The 24,040-nt window shown below is 66.5% G+C and carries 20 protein-coding genes and 1 riboswitch; of the genes, 6 read left to right on the top strand and 14 right to left on the bottom strand.

Going from position 1 to position 24,040, the window contains the following annotated elements; translation table 11 throughout:
• Window positions 1-15: 15 nt before the first annotated feature.
• From ISN75_RS12140 to ISN75_RS12125, 4 genes are all read right to left on the bottom strand, one after another.
• Window positions 16-1,179, bottom strand: a complete 1,164-nt coding sequence (locus tag ISN75_RS12140; protein ID WP_343819872.1) for an ROK family transcriptional regulator — start codon at window positions 1,177-1,179, stop codon at window positions 16-18.
• A gap of 32 nt (window positions 1,180-1,211) precedes the next feature.
• Window positions 1,212-2,426 (bottom strand): MFS transporter, encoded by a 1,215-nt coding sequence (locus ISN75_RS12135; protein ID WP_343819870.1) that lies wholly within the window; start codon window positions 2,424-2,426, stop codon window positions 1,212-1,214.
• Between the two features lie 62 nt (window positions 2,427-2,488).
• Entirely contained in the window at window positions 2,489-3,736 is a 1,248-nt protein-coding gene (locus ISN75_RS12130; protein ID WP_343819868.1) for a phosphodiester glycosidase family protein, read from the bottom strand.
• Entirely contained in the window at window positions 3,726-6,446 is a 2,721-nt protein-coding gene (locus ISN75_RS12125) for a TonB-dependent receptor (RefSeq protein WP_343819866.1), read from the bottom strand. Before ISN75_RS12125 ends, ISN75_RS12130 begins: the two co-directional genes overlap by 11 nt.
• A gap of 302 nt (window positions 6,447-6,748) precedes the next feature.
• Here ISN75_RS12125 and ISN75_RS12120 point away from each other — a divergent pair, with 302 nt between their 5' ends.
• Together ISN75_RS12120 and ISN75_RS12115 are read left to right on the top strand one after the other, a co-directional pair.
• Window positions 6,749-7,957, top strand: coding sequence for a glycerophosphodiester phosphodiesterase family protein (locus ISN75_RS12120; protein ID WP_343819864.1), 1,209 nt, complete (start codon window positions 6,749-6,751; stop codon window positions 7,955-7,957).
• Between the two features lie 85 nt (window positions 7,958-8,042).
• Window positions 8,043-8,915 carry a foldase protein PrsA gene (locus ISN75_RS12115; RefSeq protein ID WP_343819862.1) on the top strand — a complete coding sequence of 291 codons (873 nt, stop codon included), beginning with the start codon at window positions 8,043-8,045 and terminating at the stop codon, window positions 8,913-8,915.
• A 56-nt stretch (window positions 8,916-8,971) separates the two neighbouring features.
• Here ISN75_RS12115 and ISN75_RS12110 read toward each other — a convergent pair whose 3' ends face one another.
• Window positions 8,972-9,280, bottom strand: a complete 309-nt coding sequence (locus ISN75_RS12110) for a YciI family protein (protein ID WP_343819860.1) — start codon at window positions 9,278-9,280, stop codon at window positions 8,972-8,974.
• A 10-nt stretch (window positions 9,281-9,290) separates the two neighbouring features.
• Window positions 9,291-9,917, bottom strand: coding sequence for an FMN-dependent NADH-azoreductase (locus ISN75_RS12105; RefSeq protein WP_423385061.1), 627 nt, complete (start codon window positions 9,915-9,917; stop codon window positions 9,291-9,293).
• A 123-nt stretch (window positions 9,918-10,040) separates the two neighbouring features.
• On the opposite strand from ISN75_RS12105, the gene ISN75_RS12100 reads away from it, so the two are divergent.
• Window positions 10,041-10,991, top strand: a complete 951-nt coding sequence (locus ISN75_RS12100) for a LysR substrate-binding domain-containing protein (protein ID WP_423385060.1) — start codon at window positions 10,041-10,043, stop codon at window positions 10,989-10,991.
• 75 nt (window positions 10,992-11,066) lie between these two features.
• Here ISN75_RS12100 and ISN75_RS12095 read toward each other — a convergent pair whose 3' ends face one another.
• The 4 genes from ISN75_RS12095 to ISN75_RS12080 form a co-directional block, all read right to left on the bottom strand.
• The gene (locus tag ISN75_RS12095; RefSeq protein ID WP_343820314.1) at window positions 11,067-11,927 is read right to left on the bottom strand and encodes a DMT family transporter; all 861 of its coding nucleotides are present in this window, start codon (window positions 11,925-11,927) and stop codon (window positions 11,067-11,069) included.
• Between the two features lie 301 nt (window positions 11,928-12,228).
• Window positions 12,229-14,520, bottom strand: a complete 2,292-nt coding sequence (metE, locus tag ISN75_RS12090; RefSeq protein WP_343820312.1) for a 5-methyltetrahydropteroyltriglutamate--homocysteine S-methyltransferase — start codon at window positions 14,518-14,520, stop codon at window positions 12,229-12,231.
• 200 nt (window positions 14,521-14,720) lie between these two features.
• Window positions 14,721-14,954: riboswitch (cobalamin riboswitch) on the bottom strand.
• An 81-nt stretch (window positions 14,955-15,035) separates the two neighbouring features.
• Window positions 15,036-15,539: a hypothetical protein gene (locus ISN75_RS12085; protein WP_343820310.1), complete on the bottom strand. Its 504-nt coding sequence runs from the start codon at window positions 15,537-15,539 to the stop codon at window positions 15,036-15,038.
• Complete coding sequence (locus tag ISN75_RS12080) at window positions 15,514-15,903, bottom strand: hypothetical protein (RefSeq protein WP_343820308.1); 390 nt, start codon at window positions 15,901-15,903, stop codon at window positions 15,514-15,516. Before ISN75_RS12080 ends, ISN75_RS12085 begins: the two co-directional genes overlap by 26 nt.
• A 107-nt stretch (window positions 15,904-16,010) precedes the next feature.
• Here ISN75_RS12080 and ISN75_RS12075 point away from each other — a divergent pair, with 107 nt between their 5' ends.
• The 3 genes from ISN75_RS12075 (at window position 16,011) to ISN75_RS12065 (ending at window position 18,196) form a co-directional block, all read left to right on the top strand.
• Window positions 16,011-16,586 (top strand): hypothetical protein, encoded by a 576-nt coding sequence (locus ISN75_RS12075; RefSeq protein WP_343820306.1) that lies wholly within the window; start codon window positions 16,011-16,013, stop codon window positions 16,584-16,586.
• Window positions 16,587-16,604: 18 nt separating this feature from the next.
• Window positions 16,605-16,889, top strand: coding sequence for a hypothetical protein (locus tag ISN75_RS12070; RefSeq protein ID WP_343820305.1), 285 nt, complete (start codon window positions 16,605-16,607; stop codon window positions 16,887-16,889).
• Window positions 16,890-17,233: 344 nt separating this feature from the next.
• Complete coding sequence (locus ISN75_RS12065) at window positions 17,234-18,196, top strand: ornithine cyclodeaminase family protein (RefSeq protein ID WP_423385059.1); 963 nt, start codon at window positions 17,234-17,236, stop codon at window positions 18,194-18,196.
• A gap of 15 nt (window positions 18,197-18,211) precedes the next feature.
• On the opposite strand, the gene ISN75_RS12060 is transcribed toward ISN75_RS12065, so the two are convergent.
• The 4 genes from ISN75_RS12060 to ISN75_RS12045 all read right to left on the bottom strand — a co-directional run bounded on the left by ISN75_RS12060 (window position 18,212) and on the right by ISN75_RS12045 (window position 24,038).
• On the bottom strand, window positions 18,212-20,143 hold the full coding sequence (locus ISN75_RS12060) for an RICIN domain-containing protein (protein ID WP_343820301.1): 1,932 nt from the start codon (window positions 20,141-20,143) through the stop codon (window positions 18,212-18,214).
• Between the two features lie 128 nt (window positions 20,144-20,271).
• The gene (locus ISN75_RS12055) at window positions 20,272-22,278 is read right to left on the bottom strand and encodes an RICIN domain-containing protein (protein WP_343820299.1); all 2,007 of its coding nucleotides are present in this window, start codon (window positions 22,276-22,278) and stop codon (window positions 20,272-20,274) included.
• A gap of 168 nt (window positions 22,279-22,446) precedes the next feature.
• Window positions 22,447-22,956 (bottom strand): cytochrome P460 family protein, encoded by a 510-nt coding sequence (locus ISN75_RS12050; RefSeq protein ID WP_343820297.1) that lies wholly within the window; start codon window positions 22,954-22,956, stop codon window positions 22,447-22,449.
• A gap of 26 nt (window positions 22,957-22,982) precedes the next feature.
• On the bottom strand, window positions 22,983-24,038 hold the full coding sequence (locus ISN75_RS12045; RefSeq protein ID WP_343820294.1) for an alpha/beta hydrolase: 1,056 nt from the start codon (window positions 24,036-24,038) through the stop codon (window positions 22,983-22,985).
• Window positions 24,039-24,040 lie beyond the last annotated feature (2 nt).

The following is a 24,040-nucleotide window of genomic DNA, read 5'->3' as shown; positions in this document are numbered from 1 at the left end:
CGGGATGGAGCGGCTTCAATGAAAGAAGCATTCCTTGAACGGCAGGCTCGCCGCGCCCAAGGCCACCGCATCGAACGGCGCCTCCGCCAGCACGATTGACGGTTGCGGGCGCGCGCGCCCGCGCCGCGACACGTTGTCGATGGCGATGCGCGGCATCAGCCGCTGTGCGAGATCCGTCGGAATGCGCCCGCCCAGCACCACGGCCTGCGGATCGACGATGGCGACCACCGCCGAGGCGATCACCGAAAGCCCCGGCGCCACGCGTTCGATCCAGCGCTCGATCGCGGGCCAGCGCGGGTCGTAGTGCTCGACCAGCGCCTGGATGTCGGCCAGCGCGACGCCATCCTTCACCAGCATCGCGCGCAGCGTTTCCAGCGCGGCGCGCTCCAGCCCCAGCGCCGGCAGCATGCCGGCGAATTCACCCGCATTGCCATGCGCGCCGCGCGCGCAGCGGCCGTCCATGATCAGGCCGCCGCCGAAGCCGTGGCCGAAATAAAAGTAGGCGAAGTCGCGATAGCGATGCCCCACGCCATGCAGGCTTTCGCCGATGGCGGCGACACTGCCGTCGTTGTCCAGCCATACCGGATGGCCCATCGCGTCGGCGAGCAGGGCATCTACCTCGAGCAGCGCCAAACCTTCCAAAGGATCGGGCGGATTGACCTTGGAGCCGTCGCCGACGAAGAAGCCGGTCAGGCCCAGGCCCACGCCGAACACGCTGTCCTCGTCCACCTCGCTCTTGCGCAGCAGCCGCTCGGCCAGCGTGCGGATCCGCCGCAGCAGCGCGGCGCGACCGGTGGCGCGCATCGGCTCCTGGTGCTGGCCGAGCACGTTGCCGGCGAAATCCATCAGCGCCAGCGCGATCGAATCGGTGGTGATCGATACGCCGATCGCATGCGCATAGCCAGGCACCAGGGTCACCGCCGCGGCCGGTTTGCCGCGCCCTTGCGAGCGCGTTTCGCCCAGCTCCAGCATGCCGCGATCGACCAGCTCGTCGACCAGCCGCATCACGGACTGCGCGGTAAGACCGGTGGCGCGTACCAGGTCGGCGCGCGTGGTGGTGCCGAGGCGGCGCACCAGGTCGAGCAGGTCGCGCTCGTTGGCGGAGACAGCGACGCTGCTGTCGGCATCGCGCAGGAAGTCCGGATGCAGCTGGCGGGCGAACGGCGTGGGTGCGGCCATGAGCGTGTAGCGAATCCTTCGGGTCAACGGACTTATGGTAGCGGGCCTTGGCCTGGACGCCATGCGATCCACGCCGTGGCCAGTCCGCACAAGGCCATGCTGGCGGCCATCGGCAGGTCCGAGTGCTCCATCGAGGCGGCCAGCAGCCAGCCGGCCAGGGCGGCCGGCACCGCCAGCAGCACGCCGGACAGCGCGGAAGCGGTGCCGGCGCGTTCGGGAAAGTGTTCGCTCACCGCGGCCTGTCCGCAGGACTGGTGGATGGCGTGGCCGAACACGTAGAAGCACTGCGGCGCAATGATCGCCCAGGCGGCGTGCACGCCCAGCAGCACCAGCAAGGTCATGGCCGCGCCGCCGCCGAGCGTAAGCGCGGCCGCGCGCGCCAGCGTGGCGCGCAGGCCCAGCCGGTGCAGCCAGCGGCGGCAGACGAAGGTGCCGGCCATATGCACCAGCGAGCCGCCGGCCAGCACCAGGGCGTAGCGCTGCGGCGACATGCCGAGCCGCACGATCAAGGCATACGAGGAGCCGGCCAGGAACAGGTAGTGGCCGACATAGCTGCTCGCGGTAAGTCCGGTGTAGTGGCGGAACGATGGGTGGCGCAGCATGGCGCGCCACGCGCCCGGCGGCCAAGCCGTGGGCAGGCCGACCGAAGGCAGCGTTTCGCCGATCTTCGCGCCGACCAGCAGCAGGGCCGCCGCGCCGAAAGCGGCGATCGCCGCGAGCGTCGCCTGCACGCCCGCCTGCGCGTACAGCCAGGCGCCCACCGGCGGACCCAGCAGCGAGATCACGCCCAGCCACGAGAACGCCACGGACAAATGGTGCACGCGGTCGTTCAGCGCATGCAGGTCGCGCAGCATCGCGCGGCAGGCCACGCCGGCGGCGGCCACGCCCAGGCCCTGGGCGGCGCGGCAGGCGAGGAACAGGCCGTACTCGCGCGTGCTCATCAGGCCGATGCTGGCAAGGAGGAACATGGCCAGCCCCGCCAGCAGCACCGGACGGCGGCCCCAGCGGTCGGTGGGCATGCCCCACAGCCATTGCCCGATACCGAAGCTTGCCACCGCTGCCGCCAGAGTGTGCTGCGCCTGCGCCGCATCGATACCCAGCGTCGCCTGCAGTGCCGGCAGCGCAGGCAGGTACAGATACATGGCAGTGGGATGCAGCCCCAGCAACAGCACGATCGCCGTCATCAGCACGGCGGGCGAGGCGGCGCGGCCGGAGCGGGTGGCGATGGACAGGACGGCAGGCGACATGCGGATACGGCAACCGGCGGCGGGATCTGAACTGCGCATCGTGCGCGCCGCCGGTTGCCGCTTCATGGCACCGCGTCGATGCGCAGGCCCAGATGGTTGCCCACGGGGCGTTCGCGCCCGGGGACGCCGGTATGGATCGGGCTGTTGACCACGGCCGGCTCGCCGCCGCGGCGCAGCACCATGGTGGAGGAGCCGCCGCCGTCCATGTTCATCGCCGCGTCCGCGCCGAGCTCGCGCAGCAGCGCGGTGAGCTCGGGCAGGGTCATGCCCTCGCTGTAGCCGGCCTGGCGGCCGTCCACCACCACCCACCACATGCGCCGGCGCGCCTTGTCCAGGCCGATGGCGGTGCGCGGTTCGGTCTGCAGGTAATAGTCGCGGCGCTTCGGTTCCAGCGCCTGCGTCTTGCCGCCGAGCATCAGCACCGGGCCGGCGCCGACCGCTTCGGTGGTGCCGGCCGGACAGGTGTGCAGCGTGATCGCCACGTGCCGGCCCTGGATGCACAGCGAGCCGTTCGAGCGCGGGTCGCCGCTGGCATAGCCGGAATCGAGGTGGCCGCGGGCGATGGATACGCCGTCCACCGTCACCGGCTGGCCGGCGGCGGGCACGTAGGGTTTGTCCAGCAGGTGGCCGCCGTCGAAGGGCAGGAAGTAGGTGGCGTTGATCGCGGCGGTGAGCTGTTCGCGGCGGGCGAACGACGAGGTCTTTTCGGCCACGAACTCGCTTGCGCCGTCGGGCACGCCCGGCGTGGTGACGAACGACAACCCCGGCGTGGTCAGGTCGATTTCCAGCACGTGCACCATCATCGGGCGCGGTGCATTGCGCGCCATATGCCAATAGCTCAGGCCCGGTGCGAAGGTGTCGGGCGCAGCGTCGCCGATGGGGCGGTCGAGCATGGGCTGCACCTGTACTCGGGCGGCGGCGTCGGCCTGCAGCACGGCGGCCTGCACCTCGTCCAGCAGCGCGGGCGAGGTCTGCAGCACCAGGGCGGGCGCCGGCTTGAGCGCAAGTGCATCGGCGAGCGCTACGCAATCGGCGCCGGGCTGGCATGCGGTTTGCGCGTAGCTCGATGCCGCGTAAGGCGCGCCGCCCGGCCCGGAGCGCACCGGCAGCGCGACCGCCTGCAGGCCCTTGTGCGCGCACAGGCGCAGCGCGGCCAACACATCGTGCGGTTGCGCGTTCCAGCAGGTGGCGTCGGCGATGACGGGAATGATGGGCACGGCGGCCTTGGCCGGCGGTGCGGCTTCCTGCGCATGGGCGACGGTTGCGGCAAGACAGGCGGCCAGGACGGCGCGGCGGAAATCAGAACGCATAGGTAGCTCCGAGGAAATAGGCACGGCCGTTGTCCAGCTCTTCCTTGATCAGCGCCTGGCCCGGGCCGATCACGCGCGTGGGCCGCGCATTGGCCAGGTTCTTGCCCTGCACCAGGAAGCTGAGATGGCGGTCGACGGCGTAGCGCAGCTGCGCGTCATAGGTCTGCAGGGGCGCGTAGTACACGTCGTTGGCGGGGTTGTCGGTGGCGAAGCTGATCGGCATCTTGCCGGTGCGGTTGGCGCTGAGCTGCGCGCTGAAGGCGCCGTCGCTGTACATCAGCGAGGCATTGAAGAGGCTGCGCGCGGCGCCGGTCAGCATCGGCAGGGTGCGGCGGCTGCCGTCGTTCATGGCGATGGCCGGGCCGTCCATATCCAGCAAGGTGGCATTGAAGGTGGCGCCGAAGCGGTCGAACGGCGCCGGCAGAAAATCGAAATGCAGGTCGGCCAGGCCCAGCTCCAGGCCGCGTACCTTGGCGGTGCTGGCGTTCTGCGCCTGGGTGGTGGTGACCTGCCAGGTGCCGCTCAGCCCGCCGGGGTTGGTCTGCGTGGTGGTGCTGCTCAAATTGACAATCTCGTGCTTGATGTCCTTCTGGAACAGCGCCAGCGACACCATCGCATCGCGCGTGGCATACCACTCCAGCGACAGATCGAGATTGGTCGACTGGCGCGGCCGCAGCTGCGGGTTGCCCAGCGTCTGCGAGATGGTGCCGGCGGCGGGGCTGACGGAGGGCGTGCTGTTCTGCGCCAGCGCGGCATAGGTGGCGCGGCCCAGCGTCTGGCTGGCGCCAGCGCGCAGCAGCAGGTCCGGAGCCAGGTGATACGTGGCGATGGCCGAAGGCAGCAGCTTGCCGTAGCTGCGCTCGACGCTTTGCCTGGCGAACTGCGTAAGGCTGTTGAGCGGCGAGGGCAGGGTGTTCTGCACGGTCTGCTTCGTATCCTCATGGCGCAGGCCGCCGAGCGCCGTCCAGGTATCGTCGCGATAGCCGCCCATCACGTAGGCGCTGTCGATCGCTTCCTTGATGTTGAAGTCGCCGATCGCGCTGTTGCGCGCATTGGTGGTCGCGAGCGCATAAGCATCCGGATGCGTGGCGACATAGGCATCGACCTTGTCCGGATCGATCAGCAGCATGCTCTGGCCGGCGCCGTCGTAAGGATGGAAGCGCGTGTCTTCGGTGCCAATGGCCGCGAGCGACACATTGCGCGTCGGCACATAGCCGGTTTCGTCCAGGCCATAGCGCTGCTGCAGGTTGCGGTGCTCCACGCCGGCTTTGTAGCCCCAGCCGCTGGCGTCTTCCTGCAGGTTGTGGGTGAAGTCGGCCTTGAGCGTGAGCAGGCCGGAGCGGCTGCGTTCCATGCGCGACAGGTAGCTGGTCTGCGCGTAGTTGGCCGGGTCTAGGAAGTAAGCCGGATTGGCGGGGGAGAACAGTGCGACGTCGCCCGGCACTGCGCGATAGGCAAATCCAAGCTTCGACGAGGCCGCGCTGGTAAAGACGTCTTCCTTGGTCGACTGCCGATAGCTGCCGGCGGCGTAGTTCGCCACCAGGTCGAGCTGGCTGCGCTCGGCCGGCTCGTAGCTGCCGCCCAGTTCCAGGTACTGGATGCGCCGCACCTGGTCGTAATGGTCGTAGTCCGCCTGCGCCGAGCCCTTGGCAAAACTGCCCGTGGTGGGCGAATCGAGCGTGGCCGGGCCGACGCGGTTGAGGAACTGCGTGCGGCGCTGCTCGTCGTTCTCGTGCTGGAAATAGCCGGCGGTGAGATGCGCCTGCAGGTTCTGGTGGTTGTCGTATTCGAACTTGCCGAACAGCGCCTGGCGCGTGCGCACGTTGTCGTAGGTGAGCCAGCGGTGGCGGTCCGGCACGGCGGCGAGGCCGTCGAGATCGTCCGAGGGCTTCAGCGTGGAACCGGTGCCGGCCGCGTTCTGGCGCAGCGAGGACAGGGTCTGCGTGCCGCCGGTGTAGCGGTAGTAGCCATCGCTGTCCATCGCGGTGTCGAGCGAAGAGGAGTCGCGGCGGAAGTAACTGCCCGACAGCACGAAGCCGAATTGCCGATCCGCGCCGAAGGTATTGCTGAGCGTCCCCTCGACCTGGCCGGAGGGCCTGGAATCGGCAACCACGCGCCGGTTGTCCCAGTGGGCCAGGTCAGCGCGACCGGCGGCGAACAGGCCTGGCGAGTCGAACGCGCTGCGCGTGCGCAGATTGGTGATGCCGCCTACGGCGTTGCCGGTCATGTCGGGCGTCACCGTCTTGTAGATGCTCACCTGCCGCGCCAGCGAAGACGGCAGCACGTCCAGCGAAACATTGCGCGAGGTGGTCTCGGTGGAGGGCAGGGCGACGCCGTCCACGCTCACCGCGTTGTAGTCCGGGTTGAGGCCGCGCAGGTTGAGGAACTGCGCCTCGCCGCGGCCGTTGTTGATGGTCATGGCCACACCCGGGATACGCTGCACCGCTTCGCCCAGGCCGAAGTCCGGAATCGAGCCGATCTCGTCGGCGGATACGCCGTCGGAGATGCCCGGCGCGGCGCGCTTCTCGGCCATGGCCTGTTCGGTGGACAGCACCTTGCCGGTGACCTGCACACCATCCAGCGCGACCGCGTCGGCCGGCGTGGGCGCGCTCTGCGCTCCGACCTGGCCCACGGCCAGCGCCAGCGCGGTAAGTGCGAAAAGCTGCCCGTGGCGCGCGCTGGCGCGGCGGGATCTTGCGTCGAAGCCCATGGATGCGATTCCCCGGCATGGACCGTCCATGCGTTGCCGGGCAATTTAATCACTTTATGTGAATAAATTTTGACGGGACTTGCGACAGCGCGCCATCGAACCCCTTTTTGATTGGTCACTTTAGGCCAATTTTCGCTGCGAGCGGCGAGGGTCATATGCTGGAAACATTTTATCACCATTAGTTATAAATACTGATGAGGCCCCCTTGGGCGCTCGATGAGACGCAGGGTTCGTCAGCCGCAACAACATCGCGATCAACTTTTCGAAGGACGGATATGAAACAACGAGTAACACGAACGGCAATGCGTGGTCTTACCTGTCTTCTGATGGCCGCTGTCGCCATCGGGCTGTACTCGGGGAAAGCCGCCGCGGCGTCCGGGCCGTGCGTCTATAACAACGACAGGATCATTTCGACCTGGCGAAATCTGGCGAACTATCCAAGCATGGTGATCGTGATTGCGCACCGCGGCTGGTGGGGAAGCCACCCGGGCACATCGAACTCCTGTGGCGCCAATGTCAGCGCCAGCTGGACCGGGATGCCGGAAAATTCCTGGTATGGCGTGCTCGCGGGATTAAGCACCGGCTTCGAGGCGGCGGAGGTGGACATCAAGATGACCAAGGACGGGATCCCGATCTTGATGCACGATTTTACGCTTGGACGTACCACCAACATCTATCAGGTCGAAGGCGGCAAGAAGTTCGATCCTTACGGCGGCACGGGCGTGAATCCGCGCGTCGATCAGACCAACTGGTTCGGTACGATCGAACGAACGAAGCTGCTTACGCCGGATCGAAAGAACGTCTCCGATGAGGCCGTTCCGGCTTTTGCGCAGCTTCTGGATTACTACAAAGAGGGCGGCTCCAACGGCATCCTGGTGCTCGATGTGAAGGATCGTGCCTCCATGAAAGCCGTGTGGCAGCTGATGAACAATCATGTCGACCATCGGGGATCCCTCGCCCGCAACTGGGTGGCGGTCAAGTTCAACATGACCACCTATCCCAATCCGGCGGACCTGGAGGCGGATCTGTACACGTGGGCAGACCCGCATGGAAAGCCCGGGAAATATGAGCCTTTCCTCGGCCTGCCTGTGATCACCAACAACATGCTGGACAAGATGAAGAATCTGCTGGACGTGGAGCAGTCGTACATGCACAAGGACTACACCTTGGGCGTCGAGGTCAACTTGAATCAGCCCGACGGCAGACTGCAGAAGGCCTACACCGCGGTGGGCGATGACCGGCATGCGGTTGGCATATTCAATCCCATCGCCGACCCGGGAGCATCTGCGGGCACGGGCGAGAACATGGCGTTTTTCAAGAACACCGGGCAGTGCTGCTACCGGCTCAATACGGTTCGCTATGGAGACAGCCGGGTGGATCGATGGGATTGGAGCTTCCTGTACGGTCTTGGGTACAAGCGCTTCGATTTCATCACCACCGATGAACCCGGAAAAATGCTTGATGACCTGCAGAAGAAGAACCTTCGTAATGGGAACTACTTGATGCAGTAGCGGCTTCCTGCTCCTGCTGCCGCCGTTGCGCCGCCCAGGGAGGTCCCGAGCGGCGCACTTTTTGAAAGAAATTCAGGATTCCTGCATGTCCAGCCGTCGCGCCTTGCTTTCACTAGTTGCCACTGCATCGCTGGTGGTCGTTTCCGCAGAGGTTCTTTCGCGCACGGGGCAGGATGCCGTCGTGCTCTCCATAGGTAAGGAACAATGGACTTCAAGTCAGTTCCAGCAGGTCATGGACGGCACTCCGCCTCAGATCAAAGCAGCGGCTGTCGACGACCCGGCGGCTTTTGCGAAGAAGTTTTCCGAGATGCATCTGCTGGCGGGTCTGGCTGCGTCGCGGCATCTGGAAAACGATCCGGATGTCCGAAGCAAGATTGAATGGCTTCGTCAGGGCGTGCTTGCAAATGCCGCCCGGGATGAGCTCTACCGCACCGCCCAGGTAGGCGACGATGAGGCGAAGCGTTATTACGACGCGCATGCCGGTGACTTCGTCGACTACACCTTGCAGCACCTGGTGATTCGCTACCACGGGTCCGAGATCCCGCTGCGGCAGGGGCAGAAAGACCTAAGCGAAGCCGAGGCGCGCGCGCAATCCGAGGAGCTCAGGCGCCAGCTGCGGGCGGGCCAGGATTTTTCAAAGCTCATCGAGCAGCGAACCGACGATCTGAGTTCCAAGGCCGACGATGGGGTCTTGCCCGAAACAGCTTCGCGTCATCTGCTGCCCGAGATCGCCCTGGGTATAGCCGCGCTGAAGGAAGATGAAGTTTCCCAGCCGATCAGGACGGGCTTCGGCTATCACCTCGTGCGCGTCGTCAAGCGGACGCAGAATACGTTCGAGGATGCCAAGCCCCATATCGTCATTCTCCTGAAAGATGCTGACGTAGACCGGCAGATCGAGGCCTTGAAGCAGGATCATCCCACCCGGTTCGATGCCAGCCTTCTGAGTCGGCGCGATTGACTCCTATCGCTATTGACGAGGTGGTAACCCGCACGCCCCGCTGCATGTCATCGGCCTCATGGAGCTTTTGCTGCCGGCGCCCAGGCCGCAGGAAAGGCCTGGGCGCGCAGGGCGGCATCGAAAGCCTGCACGCCGTATTGCGCCAGGCCGTGCACGCGAAACGAATCGCGCTCCAGCATATCGTCCAGCTCGCTGCGGCTTTCGCAGTGCGCCAGGATCGCTCCGCCATCGCCGGTTTCCAGCGGACCGGCCGCGATGATGCGCCCGGCCCGCGCGTGTTCGATCAGCCAATCCCGGTGCGTGCCGAGATGCGCCTGGATGTCTTGCTGAGCACGCAGATAAGTAAGTGTGACGACATAAAGCATGGTGGACTCCTCAGGCGGCCGCGGCGGGATCGAACGTCCGGCCGATCGCTTCATGCGCGGCCTGCAGCGCGGCGGCGCGGATCTCGCCGCCCCTGGTAAGGCGCTCGGCACGCACGATGCGCACGTCGCCGATGCCCATGAAACCGAACATGGCCTGCAGGTATGCCTCCTGGAAATCCATGGCGGCCGCGGGGCCTTCGGAATACATGCCGCCGCGCGTGGAGGCGACCAGGACCGTCTTGCCGCCGGCGAGTCCCACGGGCCCATGCTCCGTGTACTTGAACGTGCGGCCCGGCTGTGTCACGCGATCGATCCACGCTTTCAGCTGGGTAGCCACCGAAAAGTTGTACATCGGCGCGCCGATGACGATCAGCTCGCTGGCGACGAATTCGCTCACCAGCGTTTCCGAGCGCGCGTGCTCGGCGAGCGTGGCGGCATCGAAGCGATCGATGCCGGAGGGACGGAATCCCGCCGCCGTGGCGCCATCCAGATGCGGGATGCGCTCCTCCACCAGGTCCCTGTAGACCACGCGGGCCAAGGGATGCCGGCGCTGGATCGCCGCGACCAGCGCGGCGCTGAGAGTGCGCGAAGCGGATGCGTCGCCCAGGATGCTCGAATCGAGATGAAGTACTTGCATGGCGTTCTCCGGCTCAGGTGTGGCGTAAAGCTAATGGCCGGCGCCGTGCTCCATTAGTAGGGCAAATCGGTAAGCTTCGTTCCACGGGTGGAACGCCCTGGCGCAACCGTCATGGAGCACGTGGTGGAAGATCTGAATGACCTGGTCCTGTTTGCCGCCGTCGTCACGCATGGCGGCTTCTCCGGTGCGGCAAGAGCGCTGGGCATGCCCAAGTCGAGCCTGAGCCGCCGCGTGGCGGAGCTGGAACGCCGCCTGGGAGTCAGGCTGCTGCAGCGCTCGACCCGTGCCGTCCGGGTGACCGAGGTGGGCGCGGCGTTCCATGCCCAATGCGAAGCGGTGACGCAAGCCGCGCGCGCCGCCATGGAAGTGGCCGAGCGGGCGGGCGAGAAGCCGTCGGGTCGCTTGCGCGTCAGCTGTCCCGTCGGCGTGGCGCATCTTTTTCTTGCGCCGGTCCTCGGCGAATTTCTTCGCGCCCATCCGGACGTGCGCCTGGAACTGGACCTGACCAATCGGCGGGTCGATGTGATCGGCGAAGGCTACGACGTCGCGCTGCGCATCCGTACGGCGATGGACGATTCCAGCCTGGTCGTGCGCACGTTCGGCCTGAGCGAACAGGTCCTCGCGGCCAGTCCGTCCTTCGTGCGCGAGCGAGGCCCCTTTGCTTCCGCCGCCGCGCTGCAGGGCGTGGCCGGAGTGGGGCCGGGAGGCGCGGGAGCGGAGCGTCCGCGCTGGCGCATGGCGGCGCCGGACGGCGCCACGATCGATATCGAGTATGCGCCGGCGCTGGTGACCGACGACGTCCATCTGCTGCAGCAGGCGGCCATGGCCGGCATCGGCGTGGCGCAGCTGCCGTTCAATCTTTGCGGCGAAGCGATCGCGGATGGACGGCTGATTCAGCTGCTGCCCGGCCATCGCATCGCCGCGCACCAGTTGCATGCCGTGTTCCCGTCGCGGCGCGGCATGGTGCCCGCCGTCCGGTCGTTTATCGAATTCCTCGCAGCCGAGCTTCCGCGCATGACGGCGCGCGCGAACGAACACTTCCGGCAGATGGCCGGCGACGCGGATCGCGGCTGATCGGCGAGAGCGGCTTCAGGGGACTGCGCGCTGCCGGCACTCTATGTGAATTAATTTCGACGGTGGCGGGACGGCTCAGGCGAAACGCTTGGCGCCCGCGACGCAGAGCACCACCAGCACGGTGACCAGCACCATCGTCCACGCCACGGGTTCGTGCAGCAGCAGGCCGGCCAGGGCCAGGCCGAAGAACGGCTGCAGCAGCTGCAGCTGGCCGACGCCTGCGATGCCGCCCAGCGCGAGGCCGCGGTACCAGAACACGAAGCCGACCAGCATGCTGAAGACCGATACGTAGGCCAGGCCGATCCACGCTGGCGCAGCGATACCCGCCCAGCTGTCCGGCCGGGTCGCCGCCGCGATGGCGGCCATCACCGGCATCGCCAGGGCCAGGGCCCAGGAAATCACCTGCCAGCCGCCGAGCCGGCGCGACAGCGCGGCGCCTTCCGCATAGCCCAGGCCGCACAGCAGGATCGCGCCCACCATCAGCAAGGCGCCTTCGACCGAGATGGCGCCGTCCTGCAGCAGGGCGAACGAGGCGACGGCGAGACTGCCCAGTCCGGAGAACAGCCAGAACGCGGGCTGCGGCCGCTCGGCGCCGCGCAGTACGCCGAAGACGGCGGTGGACAGCGGCAGCAGGCCGATGAACATGATCGATTGCGCGGAGGTGATGTGCTGCAAGGCCAGTGCGGTGAGCAGCGGGAAGCCGAGCACGACGCCGATGGCGACGATGGAGAGCGAGACGAGGTCGCCGCGGGAAGGGCGCTTCTCGCGCAGCGCGCGGAGCAGGAGCAGGCCGAGCGCGGCGGCGATGACGGCGCGTGCGGAGGTGAGGAACCAGGGCGAGAAGCCCATCACGGCGATGCGTGTGGCCGGCAGCGAGCCGCTGAAGATCACGACGCCGAGGAGGCCGCTGCCCCAGCCTTTGGAAGTGGTTTGCATCGGGGTTCCTTCGATCCTTGTGTGCAAGTGCGGGACGATAAACCGAGGGCGCGATCTGGCGGCGGCCATGCTGTGTGCGGATCGGGGCGAAGCGAGGGCAATTGAAAGGGAGCGTCGCGATACGGAACTCTTCTCCCCTCCGGGGAGAAGATGCCGGTAGGCAGATGAGGGGCGGGTGCTTGCGGTAGCGCTTCTACGAAGAATAGAAAAGCTTTTGGCTTTCTCGACCCTCAGCGCACCGCTCCGCCCGGCCCCTCACCCCAGCCCTCTCCCCGGAGGGGAGAGGGAGCAAAGCGGAACGTCACACCGCCGCGGTAACCCGCTCGCGCATCACCCGCGCCGCCTCGACCAAAGCCACCAGCGCCCTGCGCGTCTCATCCCACCCGCGCGTCTTCAAGCCGCAATCCGGATTCACCCACAACTGCTCCGGACTCAGCACTTCACTGGCCTTCTCCAGTAGCCCGACCATCTCCGCCACGTCCGGTACGCGCGGCGAATGGATGTCGTACACGCCGGGCCCGATCTCGTTCGGATAACGGAAGCGCACGAAGGCATCGAGCAGTTCCATGCGCGAGCGCGAGGTCTCGATCGAGATCACGTCGGCATCCATCGCGGCCACCGCCTCGATGATGTCGTTGAACTCCGAGTAGCACATGTGCGTGTGGATCTGCGTGTCGTCGGCGACGCCAGCGGCGGCCAGGCGGAAGCTCTCCACCGCCCAGGCCAGGTAGCCGGTCCAGTCCGCGCGGCGCAGCGGCAGGCCTTCGCGCAGGGCCGGTTCGTCGATCTGGATGATGCGGATGCCGGCCGTCTCCAGGTCCAGCACTTCGTCGCGCAGGGCCAGCGCCAGCTGGCGGCAGGTGGTGGCGCGCGGCTGGTCGTCGCGCACGAAGGACCACTGCAGCACGGTGACGGGGCCGGTGAGCATGCCCTTCATCGGCCGCCTGGTGAGCGACTGCGCATAGGTGGACCAGCGCACGGTCATCGGCTCGGGCCGCTGCACGTCGCCGTAGATGATCGGCGGCTTGACGCAGCGCGAGCCATAGCTTTGCACCCAGCCATGCCTGGTGAAGACGAAGCCGTCGAGCTGCTCGCCGAAGTATTCGACCATGTCGTTGCGCTCGAACTCGCCGTGCACCAGCACGTCGATGCCGATCTCCTCCTGGAAGCGCACGCAGGCGGCGGTCTGCGCGGCGATCAGCGCGTCGTAGTCCGCGGTGGAAAGCTGGCCGGACTTGTGGCGGGCGCGCGCCTCGCGCACTTCGTGAGTCTGCGGGAAGGAGCCGATCGTGGTGGTGGGGAACAGCGGCAGGTCGAAGCGCTGCTGCTGTTTCGCGCGGCGGAAGGCGTAGGTGGAGCGGCGGTGCGCGTCCGCGGCATCCAGGTTGGCCAGGCGCTGCGCCACCTGCAGGCGGTGCACCCTGGGCGAGGCCCGGCGCGCGGCGATCAGCTCGCGCGCCCGTTCCAGCGCGGGGTAGGCGGTGACCACGCCCTTGCACATGTCGGCCACGGTGCGCAGTTCTTCGAGCTTCTGCCGTGCGAAGGCCAGCCAGGCGTGCACGTCGGACGGCAGCGACTTCTCCAGCGCGGCGTCCACCGGCACATGCAGCAGCGAACAGGACGGCGCCAGCCATACGCGCTGCTTGCCCACGCGTTCGATCGCCACGCGCGTCACGGCCATGGCGCGGTCCAGGTCCGCGCGCCACACGTTGCGGCCGTCGACCACGCCCAGCGACAGCACGCGTTCGGCGGGCAGCGTCTCCAGCACGGCATCGAGCTGGGCCGGCGCACGCACCAGGTCGACGTGCAGGCCGTCGACCGGCAGTTCCTGCGCGAGGCGCAGGTTGTCGCCGAGGGCGCCGAAATAAGTAGCCAGCAGCAGCTTCGGCCGCGCGGCGGCGGCGAGCGCGGCATAGGCCTGGCGATAGGCCGCGGCATCGTCTTCGTCGAGATCGAGTACTAGGCAGGGCTCATCGATCTGCACCCATTCGGCGCCGGCTTCGCGCAGCCTGCCCAGCAGTTCGGCGTAGACGGGCAGCAGGCGTTCGAGCAGGGCGAGGCGGTCGCTGCCGTCGGCGGTCTTGGACAGCAGCAGGAAGCTCACCGGACCGAGCAGCACCGGACGCGCCGCATGGCCCAGCGCCTTCGCTTCGAGGAACTGCGCCACCGGCTTGTCGTCGCGCAGGCGGAAGGTTTGCGCGGCATGCAGTTCGGGGACGATGTAGTGGTAGTTGGTGTCGAACCACTTGGTCATTTCCAGCGCGTGCAGGTCGAGGCCCGCGCGCTGCGTGCCACGCGCCATGGCGAAGTAGCCGGCCAGCGGGTCGGCGTCGGCCAGGGCGCGGTAGCGTTCGGGGATGGCGTCGAGCAGGAAGGCCGTGTCGAGCACGTGGTCGTACAGCGAGAAGTCGTTGCACGGCACGACGTGCGCGCCGGCCTCGCGCTGCAGTTGCCAGTGGCGTTCGCGTAGCTGGCGGGCGGTGTCCAGCAGCTGCGGGCGCAGTGCTTCGTCGCGCCAGTAGGCTTCCAGGGCTTGCTTGAGCTCGCGCCGCGCACCCATGCGCGGGAAGCCGAGATTGGTAACGGTGCTCATGCTGCATTTCCTCGATTCGTGGTGAATGAGGAACGAAGGAAGCGCATGGCCGCGAAGCTTCCGCGGACATGCGCGCGACCTTCGCCCCCGCGGGCGAACCGGGCTGGCGCAGGGTCGCGCAGGAGCGGACGGCCATGGCGTGAGCATGGCGCGCAGCCCCAGCCGCTTCCCCGCGGAAGCTCCAGGTCAGACAGAAAGCTCATCGCCTTCCGGCCGGGGCAGGTCTTCGGGCTCGTGGACGAGAGGCGCAGGCGCCTCGCCTAGTGCTCGCCGCTTCCCGGCCAGTCCACTGGCCAGTGCTGTTGACGAGGGTCGTTTCCACACACCGCTGCGGGGCAGCGCCGGAATTGGCCGTAAGGCCGCACCGGCTTCCCTTTTAATTGCATCCTTTCATCGCGATGAAAGGATGAAAACCACCAGCGGCGGGGAAATTAGGGGCAGGGACGGGGTTCCGTCAAGCGGAAGATCGTGAGGGGAGGTGGAGCAGCCCTCGCGGGGCTGCTCCGGGTGAAGGCTCAGCCCTCCTTGTACTGGCGCAGCGCGACCGGCTCCCAGCGTTCGGTCGAGGGAATGTCCCTGAAGGTCCGCACCCAGGCTTCGGGCACCTGCGGCTGCGGTATGCCCAGGGTGGGAATGGTGGCGCCGGCGACCGGCGCGCCTGGGTAGGTGGACCAGGGATTGAGCAGCACCTGGTTGGGGTTATTGGGAATGACCTGCTGCCGCTTCGGGTCGATGCGCGCCTTCACCGCATTGCCGTCAACGAACAGGCGCCATCCGCTGTCGCCGCCGTTGAGCTTGGAGTTGATGCGGTCGGCGGCCCAGTACCACTTCTGCGTGCTGCGGTCGTTGCACGCCACCACTTCCACCAGGCGGGCGTTGCGCTCGTTGACGGCAAGGCAGCGTCCGTCCAGGCGGCTGACATAGCGGTCGAAGCTGTCCAGGTACCACTGTCCGGCGCGGCGGGTGATGTCCCTGCTGCAGGACCGATCCCACTTACAACCACACCGAATCGGAGACAACCAGTTTCGGCTTCAACCTCGGTGCGGATGCGGAGAAGGCCCTGGCGGGCAATCCGGCGGCGGCGATCAAGCCGAGCTTCGGTTCAAGCTCGCCGCCACCTCGTCGTTGGTGCAGAGGAATGGCCTTGGCCGATCCTCCGGCCCGGTCGTCAGGGTGAAAACCAGTGCCGTGACCATCGACCTCGATTCGCCTTACCTGCACCGCGAACCGGTCGTCATCCTGCAATCCAAGGAAAACGCCGGCCGCTGCCTGATCAACGACGGCCGCGGCGCCGCGACCCTCGGCACCTGCTGGTGGTTTCCGGAAGAGTGCGCGCCACGGTGGGCTGGGCGTTCCTGCCGTAATCGAGCATGGCGTCGACAAGGTAGTACTGCGTGTATCCGATACAAGCGACGGGGCGGCATTGGGGAGCCGCGTCTGCGCCGCCCTTGATCAGCCCCGACGTCTTCATGATCACGTTGAATTGATCCTTGCTGGCCGTGGAGTCGCGGATCACGGTGATTTCGCGCGTCAGCGACTGCTCGCCGCTGCCGAACGTTGTGGGTGAATTCGACGATAGGCAGATGATCGGGGCTGCTGCCGTTGCCGGTGGCTTGCCTGGCTTGCCGCGATTCCAGCGCGGGAAGCTTGCCGCCGCGTTCGATGGCGGCGAGGTGGTCCGCCACGGCCTGCTGGAAATGCCGCACGCGCGCCGCCGTGTCGGCATAGGCGAGGCTCCGGTCGACGTCGGTGGAGAACACGCGTACGCCGCCCGGTTTCCTGGCATAGATGGCCAGGTCCGCTTCGGAAGCCGCGCCGAACAGCCTGGCGACCTTGCCGCGCGCATCGGCGGAGGTTCCCGCGGGGGTGAAAACAGCGACCGGCAGGCCGGCATCGAACAGCGCGCTGGTTTCATCCAGTGCCTTGTTGTACTCCAGCGCCCTGGCGTCGATCAGAACGACGTCGAGCGGGCGGTGGCTGGCTGGCGTGGCCTGGACGCGGTGATCGAACGCCTGGCCAGCGAGGCGCGCGTCGTGGCCTTCGAAACAGGTGTGAGCAGGGCGTAGATCTCGGAGAGATCGACGATGGCGGGACGGCTGGCCAGCGGAGCGGGGTCGGCGGAGATGGCCTGGAATCCGTGGGTGGATGGGGATGCAACTGCGGCATGGATGGATGCGGTGCCGAGCGTGCATGCGGCGATCATCAAGGGCAGGCGAAGTTTGAGCATGGCTTGGTTTCCTTGGGATGGCGCAGAGACCGAGGGTCATGGTCTTTGCGTTTTCAGCCTGCTCGTCATGCTTGCTTTCGTTCCATGCCTGTTTGTCCCGATGGGGATGGCTTACCGTCCAGTGCAGCTGCGATCTGTCTGAAAAGTGTGCGGAAGCCATTTTTCCAACAAGTTTCTGGAGGCTGCCGCTGGAATGCCTGCGTCGATTTGCGATGGATTTCTCACTAAGAGGCTATCCGGTGAGCTCGTAGAAATCCTACGGAATGATCCTCCAAACGAGCTCCAGCATGGCTGGCGAAAAATCGCGATCGACCGAATGAAAACATGGGATTTCCGCGTGCCTGCCGATGAACGCACGGAGCTGGCCCATGCACCCGATAGCCAGAATTTAGGAGATGTCCAATAGGAATGATCAAGCTGCCTATCGGCTTGCGTTGTCCGTATGTTCGGGCCATCGGCTAGATGGAGATAGGAGTACTACCCGTGATGGCAACGCGACATATCAATCGGAGCGCGGTGCGCAAGGCCATGATCCATGACATCGCGATCGAAATTCTTGAGGAAATCTACGCGGGGATTTCTGACGGAAGCATCGAGAATCATCCGAAATTCTCCCTGCGCCTTGGGCAGGATCCTCACAAGCTGCAATTCATCAACAGTATGCCGGCCTACCTTCCGCTGAAGGGCTATGTCGGCATCAAGTGGGCCAGCGTCAGCCCGGACAACTCGACCCGGGGCATGCCCGCCGCGATGGGCATGATCGTGCTCAACGATCCGGATAACGGCTATCCGCTGGCGGTGATGGATGGCGGCTACATCAACAGCTGGCGCACCGGTATCACGACGGGTATGTGCGCCTACTACGCTGCCGATCGCAACAGCCGCGTGCTGACGGTGATCGGTCCGGGCGAGAACAACTTCCATGCACTGGAATACCTGCTGCCGAGGATGCCGCGCCTGACCACGGTGCACGTCATCGGCAGGAACCGCGAACGCACGCGGCGCTTCGCCCGCCAGTTCGCGGAGCGCTACCGGCCGATCGCCTTTCCGGTGGCCGACAGTCCGGCGGTGCTGTCCTCGTCCGACATCATTCTGGTGTCGACCAGTTCGCGCCAGGGCCTGCTCGACGGCGTGCGCCTGAAAGAGGGCGCCTGCGTGGTCGGCGCCAACGGTTTCCTGGACCTGGGTACGCGTTTCCTCGGCCAGATCGACCTGATCCTCTACGACCAGCGCCGTGCGGCCCTGAAGCGGCTGGGCGAGCCCAGCTCGGTGGATCTGTCCTTGTTCGACAGCGTCGAGCTGGGCGAGGCGATCGCGCAGGGCGGCATCCGGCGCCGCAAGCAGCGCGTGCTCGCGGTGCCGGTGGGGCTGGCGGTGATCGACCTGGCCATCGCCGCGCATGTCTACGAGCACGCGGCGAACGAGCACGTGTTCGACTACCAGTCCTGATGTCGCGGCGGCGCTTCACGTTCCCCAGTTCTGGCGCAAGGGTTCCGGTTCCCAGCGGTCGCCTGAGGAGACGCTGTTGTACGTGGTTGCCCAGGTGCCTGGAACCTTGGTCGCGATGCCGCCCTGGAGCACCGGTATGGTGTCGTCGCTGGTAGGGGCATCCGGGTAGGAAGACCAGGGATTGAGCAGCACGTAGTTGACGTTGTTTGGAATGACCTGCTGTTTTTCGACATCGATACGCGCTTTCACCGACTCGCCGACGGCGGCCTTGTCGACGAACAACCGCCATCCATTGTCGCCGCCGTTGTACTTGGAGTTGATGCGGTCGGCCGACCAGTACCATTCCTGGGTCGCATCGCTCTTGCAGTCGGCCAGCTTGATGTGTTCGTCGCCGTCCGGCTGGACGGTCAGGCATTTGCCATCGCTGCGGTTGACGTATCTGCCGGCGGCATCCATGTACCACTGCTGGACCTTGCGCTCCGGTACCGTCGTGCATGCACCGAGTACCAGCTTGTCGTCGAGCCGGTTGACCAGGCAGTAGCCGGCGTCGGCCTGGGAACGCAGCAGGACGACCGGCTCGCGATGCAGGTAGGGCGAGTCCAGATTGACCGTGAGGCTGTCGGTGATCACGCGATCGGCCTTGCGTATGGACGATCCCTTCTGGGTGACGCCGGACCGCGCGACGAGAGTGATGGTCGATCGCTGGACCTCCGACGCCTTGAGCGTCCACACGCTGTAAGTCTGCGGCGCCAGCTGTTTCATGGCCGGCGTCGCGCCGTTCTTCCTGAAAGACGCCAGGGCCTGTTCGGAGAGATCGAATTTCCAAGAATGGGCGGTTTTTCCCGACGAGGAACTGGCCCCCACGGTGGTGGAATAGTCCTGGACGCTGAAGGCGATCGACGTCGACTTGGAGTGGTTCTTGCTGTAGTTGAAGCCGAAGCTGGTCTTGACCGTCGCGCTTGGCGTCAGCGAGAAGGTGGCTTCCGCCGACGCCTCCATGTTGAAGCCGTAGTTCGTGGCCCTGGATTCGTCGCGGTTGAAGTTGATGTCGGTGACGCCGGTGGTTTCCGGATAGGCGCGTAGCGTGGTCGGTTTCGCATCCTTGAGATGATGGAGCTCGGCATCGACGTGGTAAGTCGCCGTGTAGCCGCCCGACGCAACCAGGTCGTTCCCTCCGTTGATGAGTCCGGAGGTCTTCATGATGACGTTGAATTCGTCCTTGCTCGCCGTCGAATCGCGCACGACGGTGATCTCGCGCGTAAGGTACTGGTTGTCTTTGCCATAGGTGGTGTCGGTGAATTCGTAGATCGGCAGATGCGCCGAGCTTCCGTTGCTGGTGGTCGAGGTCCTGCTCGATCGTGCGGGTGCGCGGTCAAGTGCGGGAAGGCTGTCGAGATGGTTCGCCGCCGCTTGCTGGAAGCGTTGGATGTGCCTGGCCTTGTCGGGGTAGTGCAGGCTTTTGCCGATGTCTGTGGAGAAGGTCCGCACGCCGTCGCCCACCTGTCTTGCATAGATGGCCAGGTCGGCGCCGGAGGCCGCTCCGAACAGCCGGGCGGCCTGGCTCCGCTCCGCCGCGGGCAGTCCAGGCTGCGCAAAGACGGCGACGGGAATGCCCGCGTCGAACAGCGCCCGCGTTTCCTCCATGACCTTGTCGTCCGCGAGCCGGCGTGCGTCGATGAAAGCCACCTGGTGCGAGCCGGCGACGGATGCGGCGCGCCGCGAACTCTTGCCGGTCTGCTTGCTTAGTCGCGCGCGGGCATCCGCCTCGGTGGTGGCGGTGAGCAGGGTATAGATCTCGGTCAGATTCACCATGGCGGGACGATCCGCCAGCGGCTGCTTGCTGTAGGCAGCCGTTGACGAATCGAGCCTGGGTTCTTGCCAGGCGAGGACAGATCCCGCGCCTGTGGTACAGGCGATGAGAATCAAAGGCAGGCGATATCTGGACATGAGCTGGTTCCTGAGGTTGGAGTGGAACGACACCCGCCGGTACGCGGCGCATCTCATGCCTGCGGCCTGCGCACGCGTCCGCTGCGCCGCGGTTCCCGCCTGGCCTGAGCCGGTGTCCGGATAAAGCGCTAAGGCTCTTTGTATTGCCGCAGCGCCAGCGGCTCCCAGCGCTCGGTCGATGGAACGTCCCGATAGGTGCGGACCCAAGCATCCGGCACCTGCGGCTGGATGCCGCTGAGCGTTGCGATGGTCGCGCCGGCGACGGGTGCGCCGGGATAGGTGGACCAGGGATCGAGCAGCGCGTGGTGGGGGTTGTTGGGGAGAACCTGCTGCCGTTGCGGATCGATGCGCGCTTTCACCGTGTCCCCGTCGACGAACAGCCGCCATCCGCTGTCGCCTCCGTTGTACTTGGAGTTGATGCGGTCTGCCGCCCAGTACCATTTCTGATGCGCACCGTTGCCGCAGTCGGCCAGTCCCACCTGGAGCTCGCCCTGTTCGTGCACCGTCAGGCAGCGCTGGTCGAGGCGGCTCACATAGCGGTCGAAGGCATCGAGGTACCACTGTCCGGCCTTGTCGCCGGGAGCGCGGCTGCATGCGCCGGGCAGCGCCGCGCCGTTGCCGTCGTTGACCAGGCAGCGGCCGGCATTTTCCTTGGACTGCAGGATCACCACGGGTTCGCGGTGCAGGTAGGGCGAGTCCAGGTCGATGCGCAGGGCCGGCGCCGATACCCTGAACGCATGCACGGAAGAGAACGCGTGCAGGTTGCGCTGGTACACCGAGGTCTTCGCGAAAATCCGGATATCGCCTTTCGCGCGCGCCGCATTCAACGTCCACAGGCTGTAGGACTGCGGTGCGAACTGCCGCATCGTGGGCGTGGTGGTGCCGTCGCCGACCAGGGCCTGGATCGCCTTCTCTTCGATCCTGTACGACCAGGTGTTCTGCAGCACGTTGTTCTCCGGCAGCCGCGTGGATTCTTGCACGGTGGCATAGTCCTTTACCTCGAAGCTCATCGCGGTCGACTTCGCGTGTTCCTTGCCGTGCCTGTAGCCGAAGCTGGTCTTGATGGTTGCGCTGGGCGTGGCCGACAGCGCGGCTTCGGCGGCGACGTCCAGGTTGAATCCGTAGCTGGTGGTCCTGGACAGATTCTGGTTATGGCTGATGCTGGTCAGGCCGGTGGTTTCCGGGAAGGCCTGCAGCATGGTCGGCTGCTTGTTGCCGCCATAGTCGAGCAGGACGTGCACCATGTAGGCGGAGGTGAATGCGCATTTCCGCACCGCCGCGTGGCATTGCTGCGAGACCTGGTCGCTGCCGCCCTGGATCAGGCCCGAGGTTTTCACGGTGACCTGGAACTGGTCCCTGCTTGCCGTCGAATCGCGAATGACCGCGACCTCGCGGGTCAGGTACTGGCCACTGTCGCCGAAATGGGTGTCGGCCAGTTCGATGAGCGGAAGGTGGTCGGGATGTGCCGGCCCGCCGGCCTGGCGGACCTGCCGTTGCAGTACGGTGCTCGTACGCTGATCGGCCATGGCGGCCAGGTATTCGGCGATGGTCTGCTCGAAGCGCAGGATTCTGGCGGCTTTGGGAGGGCGTCCCGGGTGTGCATCAAGGTGGGTGGAGAACACCCGTACGCCGCGATCGGGCTTCTTCGTATAGATGGCCAGATCGGCTTCGGAGGCGATGCCGAACAAGCCGGAGGCGTGGCTTCGTTCCTCGGCAGCCGTCGCCGGTGGCGTGAAAACAGCGACGGGCATGCCGGCGTCGAACAGCGCGCGCGTCTCGTCGCGCACCTTGGTATCGCCGAGCCGCCGCGCATCGACCAGGGCGACGTCGAGCGGACTCTCGATGGCCGGCACGGCGCGCGAGCTGTCGACCGCGCGCCTCGCCAGCCGCGCACGGGCTGCATTCGCCGGCTCGGTCGTGAGCAAGGAATAGATTTCGGTAAGGTCCACGATCGCCGGTCCGGAGCTGAGCGGCAGGGGATCGAATGCCGCCGTGCGCGGCTTCGGCGTCAATGAAGGCGGTTGCCGGGCCGCCGCCTGCGGATGGGGATCGGAACGGAGCGTCTGTCCGGCATGCGTCGATCCCGCTCCGCAGGTGCAGGCGGCGAGCATCAGGCTGAGGCGGTATCCGTGCATGGGCAGGCTTCCCAAGATGGTGGGTGGAGGACGGCGCTGGCTTGCGTCCATTGGCCTTCAGCCTGCGTCCTGGCCGCTTACCCGGCAATTCCCATGTAGCCAGAAAGTCTTGCCCCGTTGCCCGGCCTTTGCCGCATGGCGCGGTATGCTTTTCCCGCCGCGCCGTGCTTAAGGCGCATAGCGGGTGAATACATCGTCGTGCGCTTTGGCCCGCGCCTCGTGGCAGGCGAAGCAGGTCCGATGCTGCGCTTCGTCCACCGGCTTGCCGTCCACGAAGCGTCCGTAGCCCCAGCCGCCGGTCGCCGCATATTTCTTCGAGTCCTTCACCATCACCTGCACGGTGGTCGGCGCGCCCGGCACGGTGGCGGTGGCGAATTCGGCGGAAGCCTGCTGCTTCCACGCCAGCTTGACCAGCACGGTGCCGTCCGGGAAAGGCTGTGCGCCACGGCGGTAGGCGTCGACGGCGGTCTTGTTGCCGAGCACCGCGCGGATCTCGTCGAGCGGCGCCGCCTCCAGTGCGGGAGCGATCAGCTCCCATTGGCGATAGCCCTCGGGCAAGGTGACGCCGTAGATGGGCGAGGCCGCGGGCAAGGCCTTGCGCGTATCCGGATGCGCGGCGACGAAAGTGCCGGCGGCCAGCAGTGCGCCCATGCAGGCGAGGGCGTGCAAGGTGTTCATCGTGGCGATTCCCTCGTGGTGGCCGGTCAGAAGCGCGCGACGTCGAGCACGGCCTGCGCGAAAGCCTGCGGTGCTTCCTGCGGCAGGTTGTGGCCGATGCCGCCCTTGGTGGTGCGGTGCTCGTACCTGGCGGCAAAGCGCCTGGCGTAGGCGGCCGGCTCCGGATGCGGCGCGCCGTTGGCGTCGCCTTCCAGCGTGATGGCCGGCACCGTGATCGGCGGCAGCTCGGCGAGCTTCTTCTCCCATGCGTCGTATTGCGCCTCGCCTTCGACCAGACCCAGGCGCCAGCGGTAGTTGTGCAGCGTGATGGCGACGTGGTCGGGGTTGTCCAGCGCGGCGGCGGAGCGCGCGAAGGTGGCGTCGTCGAAAGCCCACTGCGGCGAGGCGGTTTCCCAGATCAGCCGGGCGAAGTCGTGCGTGTACTTCGCATAGCCCGCCGCGCCGCGCTCGGTGGCGAAGTAGAACTGGTACCACCACTGCTGCTCGGCCTTGGGCGGCAGCGGATCGTGGTTGAGCGCCTGGCTGCCGATCAGATAGCCGCTGACCGAGACCAGCGCCTTGCAGCGCTCCGGCCACAGCGCGGCCATGATGTCGGCGGTGCGCGCGCCCCAGTCGTAGCCGGCGACGATGGCCTGCCTGATGTTCAGCGCATCGAGCAGGGCCAGCCCGTCGGCGGCCAGCGCGGCCTGCTGGCCGTTGCGCGGGGTGTCGGCGGAAATGAAGCGCGTGTCGCCGTAGCCGCGCAGGTAGGGAACGATCACGCGATAGCCGGCCGCGGCGAGGATCGGTGCGACGTCGACATAGCTGTAGATGTCGTAAGGCCAGCCGTGCAGCAGCAACACCGGCGTGCCGTCGGCCGGGCCGTCCTCGGCGTAGGCCACGTCGAGCACGCCGGCGCGGATGCGCTTCATGCGGGCGAAGGAGGTACGGCCGGCGGCGGCATGCTTCTTCGCCGGCTCGCCTGTGGCGCCGACGGACGAGGACAACCCGGCGAACGCGGAGCCTGCGAAGGGTGCGGCGGCCAGGCCCAGCGCGGCGGCACCGAGAAACTTGCGGCGTTGCTGATCGATCGAAGCGGACATGG

The organism is Dyella marensis (genome assembly GCF_049532885.1).
GTDB classification, from domain to species: Bacteria; Pseudomonadota; Gammaproteobacteria; order Xanthomonadales; family Rhodanobacteraceae; genus Dyella_D; species Dyella_D marensis.
Note: the sequence above shows the minus strand (reverse complement) of the source record. Positions and strands in the feature narration are given on the sequence as shown.

Bases quoted from the DNA above. Each gene is read 5' to 3' on its own strand.
- ISN75_RS12125 (WP_343819866.1), bottom strand. From the start codon at position 6,446: ATGGGCTTCGACGCAAGATCCCGCCGCGCCAGCGCGCGCCACGGGCAG.
- ISN75_RS12140 (WP_343819872.1), bottom strand. From the start codon at position 1,179: ATGGCCGCACCCACGCCGTTCGCCCGCCAGCTGCATCCGGACTTCCTG.
- ISN75_RS12135 (WP_343819870.1), bottom strand. From the start codon at position 2,426: ATGTCGCCTGCCGTCCTGTCCATCGCCACCCGCTCCGGCCGCGCCGCC.
- ISN75_RS12065 (WP_423385059.1), top strand. From the start codon at position 17,234: ATGGCAACGCGACATATCAATCGGAGCGCGGTGCGCAAGGCCATGATC.
- ISN75_RS12110 (WP_343819860.1), bottom strand. From the start codon at position 9,280: ATGCTTTATGTCGTCACACTTACTTATCTGCGTGCTCAGCAAGACATC.
- ISN75_RS12130 (WP_343819868.1), bottom strand. From the start codon at position 3,736: ATGCGTTCTGATTTCCGCCGCGCCGTCCTGGCCGCCTGTCTTGCCGCA.
- ISN75_RS12045 (WP_343820294.1), bottom strand. From the start codon at position 24,038: ATGTCCGCTTCGATCGATCAGCAACGCCGCAAGTTTCTCGGTGCCGCC.
- ISN75_RS12055 (WP_343820299.1), bottom strand. From the start codon at position 22,278: ATGCACGGATACCGCCTCAGCCTGATGCTCGCCGCCTGCACCTGCGGA.
- ISN75_RS12060 (WP_343820301.1), bottom strand. From the start codon at position 20,143: ATGTCCAGATATCGCCTGCCTTTGATTCTCATCGCCTGTACCACAGGC.
- ISN75_RS12070 (WP_343820305.1), top strand. From the start codon at position 16,605: ATGGCGGGACGGCTGGCCAGCGGAGCGGGGTCGGCGGAGATGGCCTGG.
- ISN75_RS12050 (WP_343820297.1), bottom strand. From the start codon at position 22,956: ATGAACACCTTGCACGCCCTCGCCTGCATGGGCGCACTGCTGGCCGCC.
- ISN75_RS12095 (WP_343820314.1), bottom strand. From the start codon at position 11,927: ATGCAAACCACTTCCAAAGGCTGGGGCAGCGGCCTCCTCGGCGTCGTG.
- ISN75_RS12105 (WP_423385061.1), bottom strand. From the start codon at position 9,917: ATGCAAGTACTTCATCTCGATTCGAGCATCCTGGGCGACGCATCCGCT.
- ISN75_RS12115 (WP_343819862.1), top strand. From the start codon at position 8,043: ATGTCCAGCCGTCGCGCCTTGCTTTCACTAGTTGCCACTGCATCGCTG.
- metE (WP_343820312.1), bottom strand. From the start codon at position 14,520: ATGAGCACCGTTACCAATCTCGGCTTCCCGCGCATGGGTGCGCGGCGC.
- ISN75_RS12120 (WP_343819864.1), top strand. From the start codon at position 6,749: ATGCGTGGTCTTACCTGTCTTCTGATGGCCGCTGTCGCCATCGGGCTG.